This is a genomic window from Micromonospora sp. DT228 (genome assembly GCF_049841595.1).
Lineage (GTDB): Bacteria > Actinomycetota > Actinomycetes > Mycobacteriales > Micromonosporaceae > Micromonospora.
Map to the genome: position 1 here is coordinate 128764 of NZ_JBNCKO010000015.1, position 19457 is coordinate 148220.

Genomic DNA, 19457 nt, shown 5'->3' on the forward strand with positions numbered 1-19457 from the left:
TCAGCGCTCCGGCCGCTGCACCAGATCAGTGAAGTCCTGCTCGTTACGCTCGGCCAACCGCACGTACGCCCAGCCCACCCCGATCAGGAACGGGAACGAGGCCACCCCGAGCAGCAGCCACGGCAGGTTGACGTCGGCGACCGTGGTCCGGCCGAGCGAGGGCGCGATGGCGAACAGCAGGGGCAGCCCACCCAACCCGATGGCCACCACGAGCGAGAGCCGCAGCGCCAGCGCGAGTTGCGCCCGGACCAGGCCGCGGACCAGCGCCTCGCCGACCTGGGTCTGTTGGGCCAGCTCGGCGCGGGTCCGCTCGGCACGGGTGTCCTGCCGGCTGATCTCGGCCAGCACGATCCGGGCCCGCCGGGGCGGCGGCACCTTACCGCCCGACCCCACGTCAGGGAGTTGCTTGGCCACCCCGGCAGTCTGGCCCGCCGCGCCGGATTGTCAAGCGGTGTCGCTCACCAGCGTCGCGTACCGGGGCAGTCCGTCAGCGCGCTGGTCGTCGGGATCGCAGCAAGGTCCCGGCGTGCCCTCTCCCGGCCGAGGTTCGCCTCCCAGAGACCGTCCCGGGGCAGCTCGGCGGCGATCTGCCCCAGCGCGCAGACGCGCATCGGCTCGGGCAACCGGGTCAGGGCCGGTACGGCGTCCGCCGACAGCCCGGACAGGTAGCTGACGTCCAGTCGGCCGGTCTCCAGGTACCTGTCGACGTTCCGGTCGGCGATCAGCCGATCCGGGTTGACCAGCGCCAACCCGAGCAGCGCCAGCACCGCCGTGCCGACCACAAGCCGGGGCAGCCAGGCCGCCCGCAGCCGCACCACCGCCACCCCGACCAGGACGAAGAGCAGCCCGAGCCAGAGTTCGACTGTCGTCACGAAGAGCCGGAGGCGGGTCGCGCCGTACGCGTCGGCGTAGACCTGCATCCGGTAGAGCGCGGAGGCGACGACCACCAGGCTGAGCGCGGCGAGCGTGCCGAGCAGCGCGCGAACCAGCAGCCGGTCCACGCGTGTGGTCGTCGGCGCCCGGCGGGCGGCGACCGCGATCACCAGCAGGGTGAGCGCGGTGACGGCGAGCAACTGCCAGAAGCCACCACGGGCGTACTGGGCGTAGGTGAGCCCGCCGGTGCGCAGCACGTGATCCGCGCCGCCGAAGAACACTGTGAGCTGGACCAGCACGAACGCCGCGAACAGGGCGTCCAGCAGCACCAGCGGCAGGGTCCACTCCAGCCGGTGGGCCGGTCGGGCCGGCCCCGGCCGCAGGCCCTCCAGGTCGGGGGGTCGGCTGACCAGGTACGCGGCACCGAGCAGACCACCGCCGATCAGCACCAGACGCAGCAGCCAGCCGACGACACCAGCCAGCGAGATGTCGGGCAGGAGACCCGTGACCAGATCGGCGAAGATCGCGTCGGCGGAGGAGAAGAGCAGGCCGAACAGCATCAGCAGGCCAGCGGAGATCGCCAAACTTTTCAGGATGCGCCCGACGCCGATCCCCGCCCCGGTTGGGCGGGTGTCGCCCAGTCCGCGTACCGCCCAGGGGAGCGCCCGTACCGTCGCGGCCGGCGGCAGCGTCGCGGCGACAAGCATCCCGAGCGGGCTTCGCCCGCCGGTCACCGCGAGTGTCCCGGTCACCGCGGCCGCGACGAGGCAGAGCGCGAAGAGCCAGCCGGCGGCCCGGACCGTGCCGACGGCGACCAACGCGATCGTCGCGACGGCCCAGGCGACCTGTGCCGCCCGCCCCGGTGCCCCCGTGGCACCGGGACGGACGGCCGCCACCGCAGGCGGCGGTGCTGGCGTGGTCGCGGTAGCCGCCGGCGTGGTGGTCGGCGTCGTCGGCCCGGCCGCTGCGGCGCTGGGTGGGGCCGGCGTGGTGGTCGGCGTCGTCGGCCCGGCCGCCGCTGCGCTGGGCGCGGCCGGCGCGCTGACGCCTGTCGGCGGGGGCGATGGCCTGGAACGGACGACGCAAGCGGTGACCACGGCAGCCGCGCCGGCGAGCGTGGCCACCAGCCAACCGAGGCCGGGACGCACCATCGTGAGCGTGGCCGCGCCGACGACCGCCGCCGCCGTCAACGCCGCCAGAACCAGTGGACGGGCGGAGCCGGACGGCCCCGGCCAGCGCCGCGCGATCGCCGACGGTGGCCTGGGTACGGCCGGCGCACCGGGCCATGCCTGGGGAGGGCCGGCGGTCGGGCCCGGTCTGACGCTCGGAAGGACCTGCGGTCCGGTCGGTCCGGTCGGTCCGGTCGGTCCGGTCGGTCCGGTCGGTCCGGTCGGTCCGGTCGGTCCGGTCGGTCCGGTCGGCCTGGTGGCCGGAAGCGGGGTGGTGCCAGGGCTGGTCATGCGACCTCTTTCCGATGTGGCCCGTCGCTCGGGATGGTGACCTGGATGCGGCAGCCGGGCCGATCGACCCGGTGCGGTTTGACGGGGTCGAGGACAGCGATCCGGCCACCGTGCAGTTCGACGACCCAGCGAGCGATGGCCAGGCCGAGCCCCGTCCCGCCACCGGCGGCCCGATCGCCGCGGGTGAACCGCTCGAAGACCCGGGACCGCTCGCCTGGTGAAATGCCCTGACCCTCGTCGCTGACCTCGAAGCGGAGTTGGTCGGCGTGTTCCTCGGCGCTCAGCCGCACCGTGCCGCCGGGTGGGCTGTGCCGTGCCGCGTTGTCGAGCAGGTTCGCGAAGACCTGGTGCAGCCGCCACGGGTCGGCGTGGACGGTCAGCGGTGCCGGCAGTTCGCGGAGCTCGAAGCGCACGTCGAGCGCCGCTCCGGACGCGCTGGCGGTGGCGTGCTCCACCGCCTCGTCCAGGAAGTCATTTACGTCGATGCGCACCCGGCGCAGCGGCACCACCCCGGCGTCGAGGCGGGACAGGTCGAGCAGGTCGGCGACGAGGTGCCCGAGCCGTTCGGTCTGGGACAGCGCCGAGCGCAGCGCCGCTGGTTCGGCATCGGCGACCCCGTCCACCATGTTCTCCAACACGCCCTGCAAGGCGGTGATCGGTGTCCGCAGCTCGTGCGAGACGTTGGCGATCAACTCACGTCGGCGCTGGTCCGCGGCGTGCAGATCCTCGGCCATCTTGTTGAACGCCTGAGCCAGCTCGCCGACCTCGTCCCGGGAGGTGGCGCGTACGCGCCGGGTGTAGTCGCCACGGGCCATCGCGCCGGCCGCCGCCGTCATCTCGCGCAGCGGCGAGGTCATCCCGTGGGCGAGCACCTGCGAGGTGACGAGCGCGATGCAGATCGCCGTGATCGACGTACCGGTGGGAAGCCAACCGATGCCGTACCAGAAGTAGCCGAAGGCCACGGCCCAGGAGGCGACAAGCAGGACGCCGAGCTTCATCTTGATCGAGCGGACCGGGTCCAGTGGACGGGGTAACGCCCGATCCAGCCAGTCCACCAGCCGGCCGGTCACGCGGGCACCTCCAGGGCGTACCCGACGCCGTGAACGGTCCGGATCAGGTCGGCGCCGAGCTTGCGGCGCAGCGCCTTGATGTGGCTGTCCACCGTGCGGGTGCCACTGCCGTCGACCCATCCCCACACGTCGGCGAGCAGCCGCTCCCGGGGAAGCACCGTGCGGGGCCGCCCGGCGAGGTGGACCAGCAGGTCGAACTCCGTCGGCGTGAGGTGCACGTCGACGCCGGCCCGGCGGACCCGCCGCTCGGCCTCGTTGATCTCGATGTCGCCGAGGCGGATCGCGGGCGGCGTCGGGGCCGCGGCCCGCTCCACCCGGCGCAGCAGCACGTGCACCCGAGCGGCCAGCTCTCGCATCGAGAAGGGCTTGGTGAGGTAGTCGTCCGCGCCGACCGCGAGCCCCACCAGCAGGTCGGTCTCGTCGTCCCGGGCGGTGAGCATCAGCACCGGCACCGGCCGGTCGGCCTGGATCCGGCGGCACACCTCCAGGCCGTCGAAGCCGGGCAGCATCACGTCGAGGACGACGAGATCCGGCTGGCCGGTGCGGAACTGCGTGACGGCGCTGGGCCCGTCCGCCGCGACCTGCACCGTGAAACCCTCGGCCCGCAGACGGGCGGCGATGGAATCGGCGATGGTCCGCTCGTCCTCGACGACCAGTATCCGACGTTCCTTCATGGGTCCCGACTGTAGGGAGCGGCCGTGGAGATCAGTGGGTCGCGTTGTGAACAACCTGTGGAGAACCGCTCATGCCTGTGGATAACTCCGCCACCAAGCCCGCTGGGGAGCGGGAACTCCCGAGGCTCGTTGTGGACGACCGACCGAGCTGTCAGGGTGGTCCGGTAGAGAGGAGGTGTGACGGTGACGAACCCTGCCCGGCCCGGCTGGGGCGACGCCTGGACGGTGGACGACCTCCAGAGCCTCCCCGCGGACGACCAGGTCTACGAGATCTTCGACGGGAGCCTGCTCGTGTCCCCCCATGCGGACGTCTTCCACGGCGCGGTCGCCAACCGCCTCCGCCGGATCCTCGACCGGCAGGCCCCCGCCGGTGTGCTCGTCGGTCAGGACATCGGCGTCAGTGCCAAGCGCTCGTCGTACTTCGTGCCGGATCTCTTCGTGGCAAGCGAGAGCGCCCTGGACAGCGGCGGTGCCGCGCTCGACCCGGCCGACGTGCTCCTCGTCGTCGAGGTGATCTCACCGAGCAACGCGGGCCGCGACCTGGTGCTCAAACGTCACGAGTACGCGGCCGTCGGCATCCCGCTCTACTGGCTGGTCGAGCCCCGTAAGCAGACTCTGACCGTGCTGGCGAACGGCGCTGGTGGTTACCGCGAGCAGGCCGTTCTCCTCCTCGGCGAGGCCTACCGCACCGAGGAGCCGTTCCCTCTCGCCCTGCCGCTGGCCGACATCTTCTGACCGTCGCTCGGAACCTTTCCCTCCGCCCAGGAGTGGGACAGGTGAAGAGGGGTGGTGAGGGTGTCCGACGCTGATCTGATCGCCGAGCTCTACGCGGGCTGTTTCCGACGACTCGTGGTGCAGCTCTACGCGGTGACCGGCGATCTGTGCGAGGCGCAGGAGGCGGTCCAGGAGGCGTTCACCAGGGCGCTGACGGCGCCCGGTCGGCTCGCCCGCCTCGACAACCCGGAGGCGTGGCTGCGCCGGGTCGCGGTGAACGTCGCGCGTAGTCGTCACCGGCGGCGGCGGGTGCTGGACCGGCTGCTGCGTCGGATCGGTCCGCCTCCGACGGTTGCCGACCGCTCGCCCGAGCACCTGGCGCTGCTCGCCGCGATGCGCGAACTGCCCGCGGGGCAGCGGCACGCGCTGGCCCTGCACTACCTGGTCGACCTGCCGATCGACGAGGTGGCGGCGACGCTCGGCGTTTCGCCGGGCACTGTGAAGTCCCGGTTGTCCCGGGGCCGGCAGGCGTTGAAAGCGCTGCTCAGCGACTCAGAGATCGGCGAGAGCATGATCATCGGGAGGATCGATGTCCACACGTGAGTTCACGGGATTCGACGTCGACACCGTCGCCGACGCGGTCCGCCAGCCACCCCTGGACGACATGCGGACGGCAGCGCGGGCCCGACGTCGGCGGCGTACCAGCGGGGTGGCGCTTGTTCTGGTTGTCGCCGTGGCCGGAGTGGCGATGCTGCCGCTGTTCGGCACCACCGGCCGGGGTGGGTGGACAGGTCCGGACCAGCCGCCGGTCACGCCGGACCGCGGCGGCCAGCTCTTCCTGACCGGGCCGGAGTCGGCAGTCGTCGCGGGGGTGTGGGACGCCGACGACGGTTGCTTCACGGTGCGGTTCCGGCACACCGACGACGGCGGGCGGAGTTGGACCGATGACGAGATGACCCGCTACCGCACCAGCACCTGCGGAAAGGACGCCGAGGGAAATCCGCTGAGCAACCCGGAGTTCTCGGTGCTGGGCCAGCGCTCCTACCTGGTCCGGGATGGTGACCAGCTCCGGCTCTCCACCGACTACGGCCGCACCTGGCGGGACGCCGAGCAGGCGATGGTGACGGTGCCGGCCTTTCCGGCGAAGGCGCAGCCGGTCTTCTGTCAGTGGAGCCAGGGTTGCGGGGCGCTCCGTGAACCGGTGGCGGTCTCTCCGACGGGAACTGTCTACCGGCTCGAAGGCGAGCCGCCGTCGCCCTATCCACCCGCGAACATCTATCCGAGTGTGGACGGAACCATCTGGGCGACCTACTGGCCGGGTTACCGCAGCGCCTTTGTGGTGGCTCGGAGCGTGGACCGGGGAGCCACCTGGACAACCTGGCAGTCGGACGAGGGGGCGAACGTGATCGCGATAGCCGGGGTCAGCGCGCAGGAGGCGTACCTGTTGATCGCGCTGCCACCACCGGGTGGGCCCCAGCCGACGGAGGCCGAGGGCACATCGCAGTTGCTGCGTACCACGGACGGGGGGCGCACCTGGGCTGACGTGGGCACCAACCTGCCCCACGCGTTGGAGAACCGGTGCCTGGTCGTCGGCTCGGACGGCTCCCTGCTGCTCGTCGAGACGGGAAACAGGGAGCCCTCCAACAACAGGTCCACGGCCATGATCAGTTTCGATGCCGGGCGACACTTCAAGACCGTCCGCGAGTACGACCGGCGCGACGGGCGCGTCGGTGCCGCGCCCGGATACGCCTGGCTCTACGGCCGGGACGACCTGGCGGTAGGCGGTGCGGACCACGTGCAGGTCACCGGCGACGGCGCATCCTGGACGCGCTTCCCGCTCCCGGACTGAGCGCGGGTACGGGGCGGGGCCGGTGGCGTCGTGCCACCGGCCCCGCTGCGTCGAACCGTCAGCTTGTCGGTACGACCAGATCCACTGTCATGCTGCCGCTTGCCGGCACTGGGAACCGGGCCAGCTTGCGGGTGCCGTCCGGCTGGGTCGTCAGGTAGCGACCCTCGAACTGCTTCTCACCGAGCGAGACGTTGTAGGTGAAGAAGACCTGCTGCGGCCCCTTGAGGCGGAAGTTGTACCGCCCGTCGGTCAGCCAGCCGCTGCCCGCGATGTCGCCGGTGTCGACGCTGCGGGCGAGGACGAACCCACTTGTGAAGGGGGTGCCGTCGGGCGTCTGGAAGGTGCCTGTCACCTGCACGCCCTGGTCGAGCTGGACGTTGTGGGTGGCGGCCGCACCGGCGGTCACCGGCACCGGGGTGGCGGTGAACCGGCTGGGCTTGTCGCCGGACCACTCGCTCGCGTACGGGTAGGCGCCGACCACCACCGGCCAAGCGTACGGGCCGAGCCGTTCGAGGGTGTAGACGCCGTGCTCGTCGGTGCGGGCGTCCTGCGCGCCGACCCCGGGGTGGGCGGTCAGCACCGACACGTTGGCGTCCGGCACCGGCTTGCCGGCCGGGTCGGTGACCACACCGGTGACCGTGCCGGCCCGGTCCAGCCTGATCTGCGGGCCGGTGGCTACCTGGCCGGCGGTCGCGGTGACGACTGCTGCCTCCCGCTCGTCGCCGCTGCCGCCGTCGACGCCCACCCACTGGCGGCCGTAGTTGCTGTCCCGCGGCACCGCGAAGAGCTTGTAGCTGCCGGCGGCGAACGGCCCCACCGTGATCTTGCCGGTCTGGTCGCTGCAGTAGCCGTAGCCGTCCGAGAGCTTCGCCTGCTTCGGCAGGAACGTGTCCAGGCAGATGTCCGGCACGGGCGTGCCGGTCTGCCGGTCGACGACAGTGGTGCTGATGAGCGCGCCGGGCCGCATCTTCACGGTCAGCTTGGTGTCGCGGTCCGCCTTCACCCGTACCCCGGTCACCTCGCGGTTGAAGTGCAGCCGGTCCTCCGCGTCCAGGTAGATGGTGTGGGTGCCCTGCGGCAGGCCGGTGACGGTCACCGTGCCGGTGCCGTTGCTGCAGACCGACTGGGCGCAGAAGTTGGCGATCGGGGCTCCGCTTACCGAGTCGACCGCCCGCACGGTGACCGAACCGGTGCCGAGCAGGCTGTCCGTGATCCTCGTCTGCTGCCCGCCGCGTACCTCGACGCGGTCGGCGTCCTCGGAGGTCAACTTGCCGCGGTAGTACTGCTGGCGATCACCTGCGTACAGGCCGACGAGGTAGGAGGCCGGCAGTAGCTGCACGCTGAACTCACCGTTCGCGTCGGTCTCCGTGTATGCCCCGCTGGCGCCGCCGCCGGTGCTGATGCTGACCTGGGCGTCGGCGAGCGGGGCACCGGCGGCGGTGGTGAACCGGCCGCTGAGGGTGCCCGTCGGCAGCGCGGTCTCGTTTACCACTGTGGCCTCGTCCGCCTTCACCTGGAAGACGGTGGCGCTCTCCTGGTCGAGCTTCCCGGGCACGTACTGCACCTGGTCGACGCCCTCGATCGGCTTGAGGCTCAGCACGTAGCGGCCCGGCCGGGTGGCGAAGGTGTACCGACCCTGGTCGTCGGTCCGGCCGCCGGTCGCGGCGCCCGTGTCGACCTCGCGGGCGTTGACGAACAGGTTCGGCAACGGGTCGCCTGCGGTGTTGACGATCTGACCGGTGAGGGTGCCGACGGCGAAGAGCTGGTCGTCGGCCCTGGCGGTGCCACCGGCGGTGACGGTCACCGGATCGGCGGTCCAGATCGTCGCCTGTTGGCGGTAGTACTGCCCAGGCTGCTCGAGCGGGAAGTAGCCCACCAGGTACGGGCCCGCGGGCAGCCCGGCGAGTGTGAAGTTGCCGTCGGCGTCGGTGTTGGTGTCGTCGACGTAGTTGTAACTGTCGGGGTCGTAGACCAGCACCTGGACCTCGGCGGCGGCGGCACCGGTGCTTGTGGTCAGTCGTCCGCTGATCGCACCGGTGGCGGCGGCCTGAGCCGGGGTGGCGCCGGGCAGCACGAGTGCCGCCACGAGGGCACCGGCCAGCAGGGCGCGGCGAGCTGTGGTTAGCTGCATCGATGTCCCAATGTGAGGGTGGTGGGGCGACCTGAGCAGGCTTCGCCCACACCGACCCTGCGCCCCGTACGGGAATCGGTAGCAGGAGAATAGGCCAACGGCGATATGTGTCGGCAGAGCCGGTCGGGCGGTTTCGGACGACCGGTCATCCTCCTCAGCGGACGGTCACTCCGGGCCGACGCGCTCCGGCCGGGCCGAGGCGGAGCCGAGCCAGGTGTGCGGGTTGCCGTACCAGCACCAGCCCAGCTTCGGCGCCCCCTGGCTGATCCAGATCGCCGGCACCCGCTTGTCGCCGCAGCGGGAACCGACGAGCGAGAAGCACCTGTTGCTGGCCAGCGCGGCCGGATGCAGCGTGACGAGGGCGAGACCCTCGTCGATGCTGAGCGGCAGCCGGCCCTGGGCGGTGATCCCCTCCATGGCGGTGGCCGGGGCCAGATTGCGGTACTCCTCGCCCCGGTCGACGTCGAAGAGCAGGTACGCCGGCCCGGTCGGCACCTCCAGCTCCTTGATCGGGTCGAAGCGGGGCAGGTCGTCGTCGGCGTAGTTGCGGTCGAGGACGCCGGGCTTGCGCTTGCCGGCCAGGGTGGTGAGCTCCAGTCGCTCCACCACCCCGATCAGGTCCCGGGTGATGACCAACAGGAACGGCACCCGGGCGTCGGTGGGGGCGGGCAGGCCGGCGGCACCCTCGATCGCCCTGGCTCGCAGCGGTGCGACAAGCTCGCGGAAGGCACTCTCGGGCAGCCCTGCCAGCGCGGGGTAGCCGAGGTGCACCAGGCGGTCGAGTTGACTGTCGAACTCGGTGGCGGCGTCGAACACGGCAGCTCCATTCGTCGATAAGCAACGTACCGTACTACGTACGGGGGAGCGCGCTTATTCCCGGCACGACGAGGGGAAGCCTGGTCAGCGGCCCCAGTCCTGCTTCGCCGCCCGGACCAGCTTGTCCTTCAGCTCCCGGGTGTGCCGCCGGCTCACCGGCAGCTCGGTGGCGTCGATCACCACCACATAGCCGGAGTTGACGAGCCGCAGCTCCGCGATCAACTTCAACTGCACCAGGTACGACCGGTGCACCCGGACGAAACCGGCATCGGCCCACCGCTCCGCGAGCGTGGCCAGCGACACCCGCACCAGGTGCGACCCGTCCGAGGTGTGCAACCGGGCGTAGTCGCCCTGCGCCTCCACCCACCGCACCGCCGAGCGGGGCAGCATCCGGGTGGTGCCGGCCAACTCGATGGGAATCGTCGGATCCTCCTCCGCGCGGGCCAGCGCCGCCGGATGCGACGGCACCACCCGCGATCCGATCACCCGCCGCAGCGACTCGGCCAGCCGGTCGGCACGCACCGGTTTGCGCACGTAGTCGGTGGCACCCAGGTCGAAGGCATCCACCGCGCCGTCGTCGTACGCGGTGACGAAGACGATCGCCGGTGGCCGGGCGAACCGGCGCAGCACCCGGGCCAACTCCATCCCGTCCAGGCCCGGCATCCGGATGTCCAGGAAGACCACGTCCACGTCACCGTCTCGCAGCAGCCGCAGCGCCTCGGTGGCGTCCCCGGCCGTGTGCAGCCGGGCCACCCGGGGATCGGCCCGCAGGTGGTACGCCAACTCGTCGAGCGCGGGCGGCTCGTCGTCCACCGCCAGGACCCGGAGAAAGCCAGTAGTCACGAGCCTGCCCGTACGCCCGGGTGGAACTTCGGGATCCGCATGCTCACCTTCGTGCCCGAGCCCAACCCGGTCTCCACCACCAGGCCGAACCGGTCCCCGAAGACCGACCGCAGCCGCTCGTCGACGTTGGAGAGGCCGACGTGCTGACCCGGGTCGTCGCCCGGGTCACCGGTGCCCCGGGCCAGCTCGGCGATGCCGGCGGTCAGCGTGGTCGGGTCCATTCCCACTCCGTCGTCCTCCACCGTGATGTGGCACTCGGCGCCCGCGTCCCGAGCCTCGATGCTCACCATGCCCGTGCCCGGCTTGCGGGACAACCCGTGGCGGACGGCGTTCTCCACGAGCGGCTGAAGGCAGAGGAACGGCAGCGTCACCGGCAGCACCTCCGGGGCGATCTGCAACCGCACCTGCAACCGGTCGCCGAACCGGGCCCGCTCGATCGTCAGGTACCTGTCGATCGAGCGCAGCTCCTCCGCGAGGGTGGTGAACTCCCCGTGCGCCCGAAACGAGTAGCGGGTGAACTCCGCGAACTCCAGGATCAGCTCCCGGGCCCGCTCCGGGTCGGTGCGGACAAAAGAGCCGATGGCGGTCAGCGCGTTGTAGATGAAGTGCGGGCTGATCTGCGCCCGCAACGCGCGGATCTCGGCGCGGGCCAGCCGCTCCCGCGACGAGTCCAGCTCGGCAAGGGCGAGCTGGTTGCCGGCCCAGTGCGCGGTCTCCAGGGTGGCCTGCACCAACCCGGGCGGGGGCGGGCTGTCGGCGATCGCCACCAGCGCGCCGACCACCCGGCCGTCCGCCCCCTGCAACGGCGCGACCACCGCACCGCGGACCGGGCAGTCGACCCGGTCGCAGTGCAGTTCCTGCTCGCCGAGCACCGTCGACCGCCCGGCGCCCACCGTCCGCTGGGCCGCCGCGAGCAGTTGGTCGCCGTGGTGCGTGCCGCGCCCGTCGAGGGCCAACAGCTGGTCGGCGTCGGTGAGCGCCAGCCCGACCGCGCCCACCAGGGCCCGCAGATGACGTACGGCCTTCGCCGCGCCCGCCGCGCTCAGCCCCGCCCGCAGCGGCTCGGCGGCCAGGCCGGCGGTGTGCAGCACCTCGTAGGTGGCCCGCTGGGTGGCGGTGGCGATGCCACGGCGGGCCCGCAGCCGCAGCACCGCCAACAGGGCCGCGGTCAGCGCGGTGACGAGTGAGACGACGCCGACCACGGCGGAGAGGTTGGCAGCCACGCAGGGATCCTCGCCCCTGCGAGCCGGCGCGCCAAGACCCTAGTACGCGCCCTTGCGGGCGAGCACCACCCCGACGGTGCGCCACAGGATGCTCAGGTCGTACGCCAACGACCAGTTGTCGACGTAGTAGAGGTCCAGTCGGACCGACTCGTCCCAGGACAGGTCGGAGCGGCCGGAGACCTGCCAGAGACCCGTCATGCCGGGGCGGACCAGCAGGCGGCGGCGCACGTCACCCAGGAAGTCACCGTCGTCGGCCGGCAGCGGGCGGGGCCCGACCAGCGACATCTCGCCCCAGAGCACGTTTATCAACTGCGGCAGCTCGTCGAGCGAGGTGGCCCGGAGGAAACGACCGACCGGGAAGACCCGAGGGTCCTGCTTCATCTTGAAGAGCATGCCGTCGGTCTCGTTGCGGTCGACAAGGCTGGCCAGCCGATCCTCCGCGTCGACGTACATGGTCCGGAACTTCCACACCCGGAACGTGCGCCCCTCGTGCCCCACCCGGGGCTGGCGGAAGAAGACCGGCCCACGGTCGGAGATCCGGATCGCCACGGCGATGGCCAGGAAGAGCGGGACCAGCAGCAGCAGGCCGAGGCCGGCGGCGACCCGGTCCATCAGGTTCTTGGCCAGCAGCGCCGGCCCGGAGAGGGTCGGTTCCTCGACGTGCAGCAGCGGCAGACCCTCGATCGGGCGGATGTGCACCCGAGGGCCGGCGATGTCGGTCAACTGCGGGGCGACCACCAGGTCGACGCCGGAGCCCTCCAACTGCCAGGCCAGCCGGCGCAACTCGCCCGGCTCGGCGCTCGCCGACCCGCAGACGGCGATGGTGTCCCCGCCGACCTCACGGACCAGGGCCAGGACGTCGCGGCCGGCGTACACCGGAACCGGGGTCGGCATGCCCCGGGCCGCCGCGTACCCGTCGGTGATGTGGATGGCGACGGGCATCAGCCCGGCGGCCGGGCTGCGGGTGACCGCCGCGTAGACCTCCAGGCACTCGGGCAGGGTACCGACCAGCACCATTCGGTGGGCGGCCTGGCCGGCCCGCCGCCGGATGTAGTGCAGCGCCCAGCGGGCCACGAACCGGCCCCACAGGATCAGCAGCAGCGCCCCGAGCAGGGCCGTGCCGACCGTCCAGCGGGACAACTCGGTCTTGGTGGCGAAGGCGAGGAACGAGACACTCGCGGCGACCGTCACGCCGGCCCGGATCACCCGCTTGAACTCGTCCGGACCCAGCCCCAGGTAGCGCCGGTCGTACCCCCGGTTGCTCCAGAGGATGACCACCCAGCCGAGCGGGAGCAGCAGGTAGGAGACGGTGTGGAACCAGGTCGGGTCCTGCTTGAGGTCGGAGAACCCGGAGGCGGCCTGGTCGAACAGTTGGATCGCGATCCAACTGGCGAACGCCGCCGCGCCGAAGTCGAGCAGCAGCAGGATGGCGATGTAGGGGCGGTGCCAGCGGGAGACCCGGCGACGCGACCTGGTCCACGCCGACCGGGGGACGCCGTTGTGAGACGGCGGCGTCGGCGGCTGGATCTCGAAGCTGTCGACGTGCCGCACGAGTCTGCTCCGGCCTTCGTTGGATACCGGGCGCTGGAGGCTTGCCGTCACCTCACCCATGTCCTCCCGCATGACACGGGCCGCTCACTCGGCGTGAGGGCCCGGGTCGCCCACCGTCCCAGTCTCCCACGCAAGCTCCGACCGGTCGCCGCCCCGAAGGAGATTGGCGAGCGATGGTGCCGGTGCGATCTGGCCGGCTCCGCACCATTTCAGAAGCCGGGGACCGGGCCACTATACCGATGGATACGCGCGTGACCAGAACGGCGGACCGGAGCTTCCGCTCAGCGTGGGCGATTCCGCTCCGTAGTCGTCGAGTGGGATTACTCACCGTACAAGGCGGGACAACCGACGGTCAGCGAGCGGTTTGCCGCCGGTCTGGCACGTCGCGCAGTACTGGAGGCTGGAATCGGCGAACGACACCTCACGCACGGAATCCCCGCACACGGGGCAGGGCAGCCCGGTGCGGGCGTGCACCTTCAACCCGGAGCGCTTCTCGCCCTTCAGTTCGGCGGCCCGCTGACCGAGGGACCGTTCGACCGCGTCGCCGAGGACCTGCCGGGTGGCCGCGTGCAGGGTGGCGATCTGGGCGTCGGTGAGCCGATCGGTGATCGCGAACGGCGACAGCTTCGCGGCGTGCAGGATCTCGTCGGAGTACGCGTTGCCCACCCCGGACAGCACCGATTGGTCGGTCAGCACCCCCTTGACCTGCCCCCGCCGGCTGCGCAGTCGCTCGGCGAAGGTGGGCAGATCGGCGGCGAGCGCGTCCGGACCCAGCTTGACCACCCCGGGCACCGCCGCCAGGTCGGTGACCAGGTACGCGGCCAGCTTCTTCTGGGTGCCGGCCTCGGTGAGGTCGAACCCGGAGCCGTCGTCCAGGCGTACGCGCAGCGCGATCGGACCCTTGCCGGGGCGCAGCGGCGTGGTGGCCGGGAACGCCTCCCGGTAGTGCAGCCAGCCCGCCCGGGCCAGGTGCACCACCAGGTGCAGGTCGCCCTCGAAGAGCACGTCGAGGAACTTGCCGTGCCGGCTGGCGTCAACCACCGCCCGGCCGGCGACGGCTGTCGGTGCCGGTTCGTACGTCTTCAGGGCGCTGATCGCGGCGATCTCCAGCCGATCGACGCGCCGGCCCACCGCGCGCTGTCGCAGATAACCCGCGAGCGCCTCAACCTCCGGTAGTTCGGGCACCGGTCAACGGTAGCCTTCTTTCCCGTGAGAATCGTGGTGGCGCACAACCGGTACCGGGAAGCCCAACCGTCCGGCGAGAACACCATCGTCGACTCGGAGATCGCTCAGCTCACCGCCGCTGGCGTCGAGGTGCTGCCCTTCATCCGGAGCTCGGACGAGATCCCGTCGATGTCGAAGGCGGCGAAGGCGCTGCTGCCGATCTCGCCGATCTGGGCTCCGCGCGCCCAGCACGACCTGAGCCGGCTGCTCACCGAGCACCGGCCGGACGTTCTGCACCTGCACAACCCGTACCCATTGTTGTCGCCCTGGGTGGTGCGGACCGCGCACCGCCACGGCGTGCCGGTCGTGCAGACGGTGCACAACTACCGGCAGGTCTGCTCGTCGGGGATCTACTTCCGCGACGGCGTGATCTGTCAGGACTGCAAGGGGCGGGCGCTGGGTGTGCCGGCGATCAAGCATCGCTGCTACCGCGACTCGGCGGTGCAGAGCGCGTTGATGGCGACCACCCTGGCCGTGCACCGGGGGACCTGGCGGTCGGTGGATCGGTACATCGCGCTCACCTCGGCGATCGCCGACCACCTCCGCGACTACGGCATTCCGGACGACAGGATCGTGGTGAAGCCGAATTCCGTCCCCGACCCGGGTCGGCCGGCGCCGCTGGGTGACGGGTTCCTTTACATGGCTCGGCTCTCCCCGGAGAAGGGCGTCGACCTGCTGCTGGACGCCTGGCGCCGGCACCCGGTGGGTGCCCTGGGCACGTTGCGGGTGGCCGGTGACGGCGAACTGCGCCCGCTCGTGGAGGCCGCCGCCGCCGAGCGACCCGACGTGGTCTACCTCGGTCAGCTCGACCGGGCCGGCGTGCAGGCCGCGGTCGAGGCGAGCGCGGTGGTGATCGCCGCCTCCATGTGGCACGACGTGCTGCCGACCGTGATCATCGAGGCCCTGGCGAGCGGTCGACCGGTGCTCGGCACGGCGCTGGGCGGCATCCCGTACCTGGTCGGAGCCGACGCCCCGCACGAGCCCGCCGGCACCGGCCCGGCCGAGGTCGCCTCCGCGGTCGTCGGCGGCGGGTCGCCAATGCCCGCCGGCATCGGGACGGGCGAGGCCGGCTGGGTGGTCGCACCGGAGCCGGCCGCGCTGGCCGCCGCACTACCGGTCGCCCGCGCCGGCGCGGCCGGACTGGCGGTGGCCGCCCGCGCCCGCTACGAGCGCACCTTCCACCCCGACGTGGTCACCAAGCAGCTCATCGACATCTACGCCGGGGTAGCCCGAACCCCCACCAAAGTCTGAACCCGTCCCGCCGCGGGTGTGCTTGACCGCGCCGCGGGTGTGCTTGACCGCGCCGCGGGTGTGCTTGACCGCGCCGCGGGTGTGCTTGACCGCGCCGATCTTGCACTTTCTGTCGCCGATACCTGTGGAATGCCCGATATGCGGGGACAGTAAGTGCAAGATCGCGGGCGCGGGCGCGGGCGCGGGCGCGGGCGCGGGCGCGGGCGCGGGCGGGGTGAGGGCGGGCCGACGCCGTTGCCGGCCGGCGTGGTCACCGGCACCGCTGGCTGGGTGGTGCCGCGCGAGCAGCGGCGGCCTCGATGACGTTGCGGGCTGCGGTGGACAACCGGCAATCCGGAATCCGGCAGACCCTGCAGTGACCGTCCGGGCCGGCCCGGTGGGCGCGGAGGACCGCTCGGGCGGTGAGGGTCAGTCGGTTGCGGATCTGCGCCAACGGCAGGAACGGCGCGGTCATGGTCAGGTCACCCCGAGGGTGACGGCGAGTTGAATGATCGTGCCCGGGGCGTGCGGGTCGCGGGCCACCTGGGCGAGCACCTCGCGGACGGCCGGGCGGTGGCGTACCTCCGCCGGCGCCATCCGCTCGGCGTCGACAAGTGCCCGGCCCGCGCTGACCGGGTCGCCGCCCTGGAGGTAGGCGCGGGCGGCATCGACCAGGTGCGCTGCCCGGTGCTCCACCGGCAGCCACCGCCAGGCGTCCCGCTTGGTCACCTTCTCGTGCCAGGCCACCGCCTCGCCCGCGTCGCCCAGGTCGAGGGCTGCGGCGGCACGGGCCAGGTCGACCGCCGTCGGCCCGAACGCCGTCCGGTGGTGATCGTGGCCCTCGCCCACCCGTGCGGCCATGCCGGCGGCCTCGTCGAGGAGTTCGGCCGTGGCGTGGTCGTCGCCCCGGCGGGCTGCCGCCAGGGCGGCCTGCACCAGCAACGTCCCGCACAACGACAGTGCGCCGGGTGCACTGTCGTTCGGATCGGGTGGGGCGATCCGGTACGCGGCGGCCAGCGTCGCCGACTGCGCCGTCCGCGCCCGCCCCGCAGCGCGGAACACCTGGCCGAGCTGCACCGTGGCGGCGGCGACCAGCACGGGATCGCCGGTCGCGGCGGCCATGGCCCGGTCGGCGGCCAGCCAGCCCAGCTCGACCTCGCCAAGCTTCACCAACAGCGACGCGGCCAACCGGTACACCTCCACCAGCAGCGGGCGACCCCACCCGGGATCGTCGGCGACGGCACGCTGCATCCCGGCGAGTAGTCCCGGCACCACGGCGACCACCTGCGGATACCGGGCATGCTGGAACATGACCCACGCATGCTCGACATCCCGGACCAACCGGTCCGCGGGCAGCACCACGCCGCGCGCCGCCGGCCGCCCCAAAACAATGTCGTACGCCGACAGGGCCTCCCGGATCCGTTCCACCCCCTCGACCCGCTCGGCCACCAGCGCGGGTTGAACGTCCCGGCCGAGCAGGACGGCGGTGTCGATCCGTAGGGCAGCGGCGATGTCCCGCAACGTCGACACCTTGTCCAGCGCCCGGACGCCCCGCTCGACCTTGTCGACCCAGGACTTCGACTTGCCGAGTCGATCGGCGAACACCTGCTGCGACAACCCCCGCCGCCTCCGCCAGTACGCCACCCGCCGGCCGATCGGCAGCAGCTCACTGCTGTCCACGCCGCCACCGCCGATCCGGCACCGCCCGGGTCGTCTCCTCTGGCGGTATCCGCTCCGCCTCGGCCTGGTCGAGAAGCCGTTGCCGCGCCGCTTCATGCTCCGCCGCCTGGATCTGCTCGCCCCGGTCCTCGCAATCCGACGTTCGCCGCGTCGTCACGGCCAGAGCCTTCGCAGCAAACCGGGGCGCGTCGGGTTCTTCGCATGCCGAGCCATGAGACCTCCCGAGGAATCCTCCAGTTACCTAAAATAGGAACCTAGAAAGGAAGGCTAGGGCCTGATACCTGTTTTGGGAATCCACGGCGTGTCGCCGGACCGGTGGCCGGAGGGGCGGGATACTCGGCGGATGGTCACCCCGACGATCCAGAGACGGCGCCTCGGCAACGCCCTCAAGCGAGCTCGCGAGGCGGCGGGCAAGAACCAGGAAGAGGCCGCGGAGGTCATCGACTCGGCATCGAGCAAGATCAGTCGGCTGGAGCTGGGCCAGTCCGGCATCCGGCTCACCGACCTGAAGCTGCTGCTCGACTTCTACGGCGTGCCGACCGAGGAGGCCGAACCGCTGCGGGACCTCGCCCGCGCCGGCAGGCAGCGGGGCCGGTGGAGCGGGTACCGGAACGTGGTGCCGGACTGGTTCCGGCAGTACCTCGACCTGGAGGCGGACGCGGCGGAGATCCGCTGGTACCAATCCGAGGTCATCCCCGGCGTTCTCCAGATCGAGCCCTACATCCGGGCGATCATCGACAGGGAGGACGTGGAGCAGCAGACCGCAGTGCGCCTGGAGCGACAGAAGGTCATCGATCGCCCGGACGGGCCGGAGTTGAACTTCATCCTGAGCGAGTCCGCGCTCCGGCGGAACCTCGGCGATCGGGAGACCATGCGGGAGCAGCTATCCCATATCGCCACGCTCGCCAACCGCCCGAACGTCACCATCCAGGTGTTTCCGCTTGACGCCGAGACGTACGTGGTCTCCTCGTTCAACTTCATCATCCTCCGATTCGGGGAGGAGGTCGCGTCGGACGTCGTCTACCTGGAGACGTTCACGGACGCGGATTACCTCGACAGCCCCGAGGCAATCCGGGCCTACAATCGGCACTGGGACCGTCTCCGGGCTGCGGCGTTGGGGCCGGCGGAATCCCGCAGGCTCATCCTGCGGATCGCAGGCGAGATGAAGTAGAGGAAGACATGACGAATCCGGACCTCACCGGCGCGATGTGGCGGAAGTCCACCCGTAGCGACGGCAACGGCGGCGCGTGTGTCGAGGTGGCGGACCTCCGTGACGGGGTGGCCGTCCGAGACAGCAAGGACACGGCCGGCCCGGCGCTGGCCTTCGACGCCCAGGGCTGGCGCACGTTCATCGACTCCCTCAAGAGCAACTGACGCTGCCTCTCCGTACTGGATGAGACAGTGACCTGCCCCGGCTCCCATCTCCGGCGGGCCGGGGTTGCTGCGTCGAGGGGTTTCGGAGACGTTCGTTTCAGGAGTGCGTCACGCCGTACCGGAACCGCAGCCGCAGGCCGAAGTCCTTGGTGCCGCTGACCGACTGGGCGCTGGTGGCGGTCGTGGTGCTCGTGGCCCGTGGGTCAGGTGGCGGCCGGGTTGGGACCCTTCCTGTGCCGAAAGCAACTGACAGGAGGTCATCCCTTACCGGCCTTCCGCGCGTTGTTGGCGGAGTTGTTCGAGGATGGCGGTGTCGGCTTCGAGGTCGGGGTGGTCGACCTGCCGGTCGAGGTCAACGACGTGTTCGAGTTCCCGGATCGCCTGGTCGAGGTCACCGCCCGCCCGGTGGGCCATCGCGATGTTGTAGCGGGTGGTGGCTTCGCCGGCCCGGTCGCCGACCTCCCGCCGGATGGGGAGGGCTTGGTGGTAGTGGTCGAGGGCCTGCTGCCGGTCCCCCAACCGGTCGTACACGAGGCCGATGTTGTTGAGGGTGGTGGCTTCGCCGGCCCGGTCGCCGACCTCCCTCAGGATGGGGAGGGCTTGGTGGTAGTGGTCGAGGGCCCGTTGCCGGTCCCCCAACCGGTTGTACACGAGGCCGATGTTGTTGAGGGTGGTGGCTTCGCCGGCCCGGTCGCCGACCTCCCGCCGGATGGGGAGGGCTTGGTGGTAGTGGTCGAGGGCCTGC

General features: G+C 71.6%; 21 protein-coding genes. 7 read left to right on the forward strand and 14 right to left on the reverse strand.

The window, feature by feature from the left end; all coding sequences use genetic code 11:
• Both ACLQ29_RS26255 and ACLQ29_RS26260 read right to left on the reverse strand, forming a co-directional pair.
• Positions 1–414, reverse strand: a complete 414-nt coding sequence (locus tag ACLQ29_RS26255; protein ID WP_425774112.1) for a hypothetical protein — start codon at positions 412–414, stop codon at positions 1–3.
• Between the two features lie 44 nt (positions 415–458).
• A complete protein-coding gene (locus ACLQ29_RS26260) occupies positions 459–1769 on the reverse strand; it encodes a DUF4153 domain-containing protein (protein WP_425774113.1) in 1311 nt (436 codons plus the stop codon).
• 19 nt (positions 1770–1788) lie between these two features.
• Between ACLQ29_RS26260 and ACLQ29_RS26265 the strand changes: the two genes are divergently transcribed.
• Complete coding sequence (locus ACLQ29_RS26265; RefSeq protein ID WP_425774114.1) at positions 1789–2373, forward strand: hypothetical protein; 585 nt, start codon at positions 1789–1791, stop codon at positions 2371–2373.
• Here the strand turns inward: ACLQ29_RS26265 and ACLQ29_RS26270 are convergent.
• Positions 2330–3403, reverse strand: coding sequence for a HAMP domain-containing sensor histidine kinase (locus ACLQ29_RS26270; RefSeq protein ID WP_425774115.1), 1074 nt, complete (start codon positions 3401–3403; stop codon positions 2330–2332). The two genes, ACLQ29_RS26265 and ACLQ29_RS26270, sit on opposite strands and share 44 nt — an antisense overlap.
• Positions 3400–4077, reverse strand: a complete 678-nt coding sequence (locus ACLQ29_RS26275) for a response regulator transcription factor (protein ID WP_425774116.1) — start codon at positions 4075–4077, stop codon at positions 3400–3402. The genes ACLQ29_RS26270 and ACLQ29_RS26275 overlap by 4 nt, the downstream gene beginning before the upstream one ends.
• Before the next feature lie 183 nt (positions 4078–4260).
• Between ACLQ29_RS26275 and ACLQ29_RS26280 the strand changes: the two genes are divergently transcribed.
• Genes ACLQ29_RS26280 through ACLQ29_RS26290 form a run of 3 tightly spaced genes read left to right on the forward strand, consistent with a single transcriptional unit; the run spans position 4261 to position 6640 of the window.
• Entirely contained in the window at positions 4261–4812 is a 552-nt protein-coding gene (locus tag ACLQ29_RS26280) for a Uma2 family endonuclease (protein WP_425774117.1), read from the forward strand.
• 60 nt (positions 4813–4872) lie between these two features.
• Positions 4873–5394 carry an RNA polymerase sigma factor gene (locus ACLQ29_RS26285; protein ID WP_425774118.1) on the forward strand — a complete coding sequence of 174 codons (522 nt, stop codon included), beginning with the start codon at positions 4873–4875 and terminating at the stop codon, positions 5392–5394.
• Positions 5381–6640 (forward strand): WD40/YVTN/BNR-like repeat-containing protein, encoded by a 1260-nt coding sequence (locus tag ACLQ29_RS26290; RefSeq protein ID WP_425774119.1) that lies wholly within the window; start codon positions 5381–5383, stop codon positions 6638–6640. Before ACLQ29_RS26285 ends, ACLQ29_RS26290 begins: the two co-directional genes overlap by 14 nt.
• A gap of 58 nt (positions 6641–6698) precedes the next feature.
• Here ACLQ29_RS26290 and ACLQ29_RS26295 read toward each other — a convergent pair whose 3' ends face one another.
• The 6 genes from ACLQ29_RS26295 to ACLQ29_RS26320 form a co-directional block, all read right to left on the reverse strand.
• On the reverse strand, positions 6699–8771 hold the full coding sequence (locus ACLQ29_RS26295) for a carboxypeptidase regulatory-like domain-containing protein (protein ID WP_425774120.1): 2073 nt from the start codon (positions 8769–8771) through the stop codon (positions 6699–6701).
• Positions 8772–8936: 165 nt separating this feature from the next.
• Positions 8937–9587: a DUF5701 family protein gene (locus tag ACLQ29_RS26300; protein WP_425774121.1), complete on the reverse strand. Its 651-nt coding sequence runs from the start codon at positions 9585–9587 to the stop codon at positions 8937–8939.
• Positions 9588–9671: 84 nt separating this feature from the next.
• A complete protein-coding gene (locus ACLQ29_RS26305) occupies positions 9672–10430 on the reverse strand; it encodes a LytR/AlgR family response regulator transcription factor (RefSeq protein ID WP_393364790.1) in 759 nt (252 codons plus the stop codon).
• The gene (locus ACLQ29_RS26310; protein WP_425774122.1) at positions 10427–11653 is read right to left on the reverse strand and encodes a sensor histidine kinase; all 1227 of its coding nucleotides are present in this window, start codon (positions 11651–11653) and stop codon (positions 10427–10429) included. Before ACLQ29_RS26310 ends, ACLQ29_RS26305 begins: the two co-directional genes overlap by 4 nt.
• 39 nt (positions 11654–11692) lie before the next feature.
• On the reverse strand, positions 11693–13264 hold the full coding sequence (locus ACLQ29_RS26315) for a sugar transferase (protein WP_425774181.1): 1572 nt from the start codon (positions 13262–13264) through the stop codon (positions 11693–11695).
• 264 nt (positions 13265–13528) lie between these two features.
• Positions 13529–14389, reverse strand: a complete 861-nt coding sequence (locus ACLQ29_RS26320; RefSeq protein ID WP_393364784.1) for an Fpg/Nei family DNA glycosylase — start codon at positions 14387–14389, stop codon at positions 13529–13531.
• A gap of 24 nt (positions 14390–14413) precedes the next feature.
• Here ACLQ29_RS26320 and ACLQ29_RS26325 point away from each other — a divergent pair, with 24 nt between their 5' ends.
• On the forward strand, positions 14414–15679 hold the full coding sequence (locus ACLQ29_RS26325) for a glycosyltransferase (RefSeq protein WP_425774123.1): 1266 nt from the start codon (positions 14414–14416) through the stop codon (positions 15677–15679).
• A gap of 250 nt (positions 15680–15929) precedes the next feature.
• On the opposite strand, the gene ACLQ29_RS26330 is transcribed toward ACLQ29_RS26325, so the two are convergent.
• Genes ACLQ29_RS26330 through ACLQ29_RS26340 form a run of 3 tightly spaced genes read right to left on the reverse strand, consistent with a single transcriptional unit; the run spans position 15930 to position 17495 of the window.
• Positions 15930–16133, reverse strand: coding sequence for a hypothetical protein (locus ACLQ29_RS26330; protein ID WP_425774124.1), 204 nt, complete (start codon positions 16131–16133; stop codon positions 15930–15932).
• A gap of 2 nt (positions 16134–16135) precedes the next feature.
• Positions 16136–17338: a helix-turn-helix domain-containing protein gene (locus ACLQ29_RS26335; protein ID WP_425774125.1), complete on the reverse strand. Its 1203-nt coding sequence runs from the start codon at positions 17336–17338 to the stop codon at positions 16136–16138.
• Complete coding sequence (locus ACLQ29_RS26340) at positions 17325–17495, reverse strand: hypothetical protein (protein ID WP_425774126.1); 171 nt, start codon at positions 17493–17495, stop codon at positions 17325–17327. The genes ACLQ29_RS26335 and ACLQ29_RS26340 overlap by 14 nt, the downstream gene beginning before the upstream one ends.
• Positions 17496–17681: 186 nt before the next feature.
• Here ACLQ29_RS26340 and ACLQ29_RS26345 point away from each other — a divergent pair, with 186 nt between their 5' ends.
• Both ACLQ29_RS26345 and ACLQ29_RS26350 read left to right on the forward strand, forming a co-directional pair.
• Entirely contained in the window at positions 17682–18509 is an 828-nt protein-coding gene (locus ACLQ29_RS26345; protein ID WP_425774127.1) for a helix-turn-helix domain-containing protein, read from the forward strand.
• 8 nt (positions 18510–18517) lie between these two features.
• Positions 18518–18712: a DUF397 domain-containing protein gene (locus ACLQ29_RS26350; RefSeq protein ID WP_425774128.1), complete on the forward strand. Its 195-nt coding sequence runs from the start codon at positions 18518–18520 to the stop codon at positions 18710–18712.
• Between the two features lie 264 nt (positions 18713–18976).
• Here the strand turns inward: ACLQ29_RS26350 and ACLQ29_RS26355 are convergent.
• Positions 18977–19457, reverse strand: a 481-nt coding sequence (locus ACLQ29_RS26355) for a tetratricopeptide repeat protein (protein WP_425774130.1), incomplete at its 5' end; no start/stop codon positions are given.

Bases quoted from the DNA above. Each gene is read 5' to 3' on its own strand.
- ACLQ29_RS26345 (WP_425774127.1), top strand. From the start codon at position 17,682: ATGGTCACCCCGACGATCCAGAGACGGCGCCTCGGCAACGCCCTCAAG.
- ACLQ29_RS26275 (WP_425774116.1), bottom strand. From the start codon at position 4,077: ATGAAGGAACGTCGGATACTGGTCGTCGAGGACGAGCGGACCATCGCC.
- ACLQ29_RS26330 (WP_425774124.1), bottom strand. From the start codon at position 16,133: ATGACCGCGCCGTTCCTGCCGTTGGCGCAGATCCGCAACCGACTGACC.
- ACLQ29_RS26290 (WP_425774119.1), top strand. From the start codon at position 5,381: ATGTCCACACGTGAGTTCACGGGATTCGACGTCGACACCGTCGCCGAC.
- ACLQ29_RS26315 (WP_425774181.1), bottom strand. From the start codon at position 13,264: ATGGGTGAGGTGACGGCAAGCCTCCAGCGCCCGGTATCCAACGAAGGC.
- ACLQ29_RS26295 (WP_425774120.1), bottom strand. From the start codon at position 8,771: ATGCAGCTAACCACAGCTCGCCGCGCCCTGCTGGCCGGTGCCCTCGTG.
- ACLQ29_RS26350 (WP_425774128.1), top strand. From the start codon at position 18,518: ATGACGAATCCGGACCTCACCGGCGCGATGTGGCGGAAGTCCACCCGT.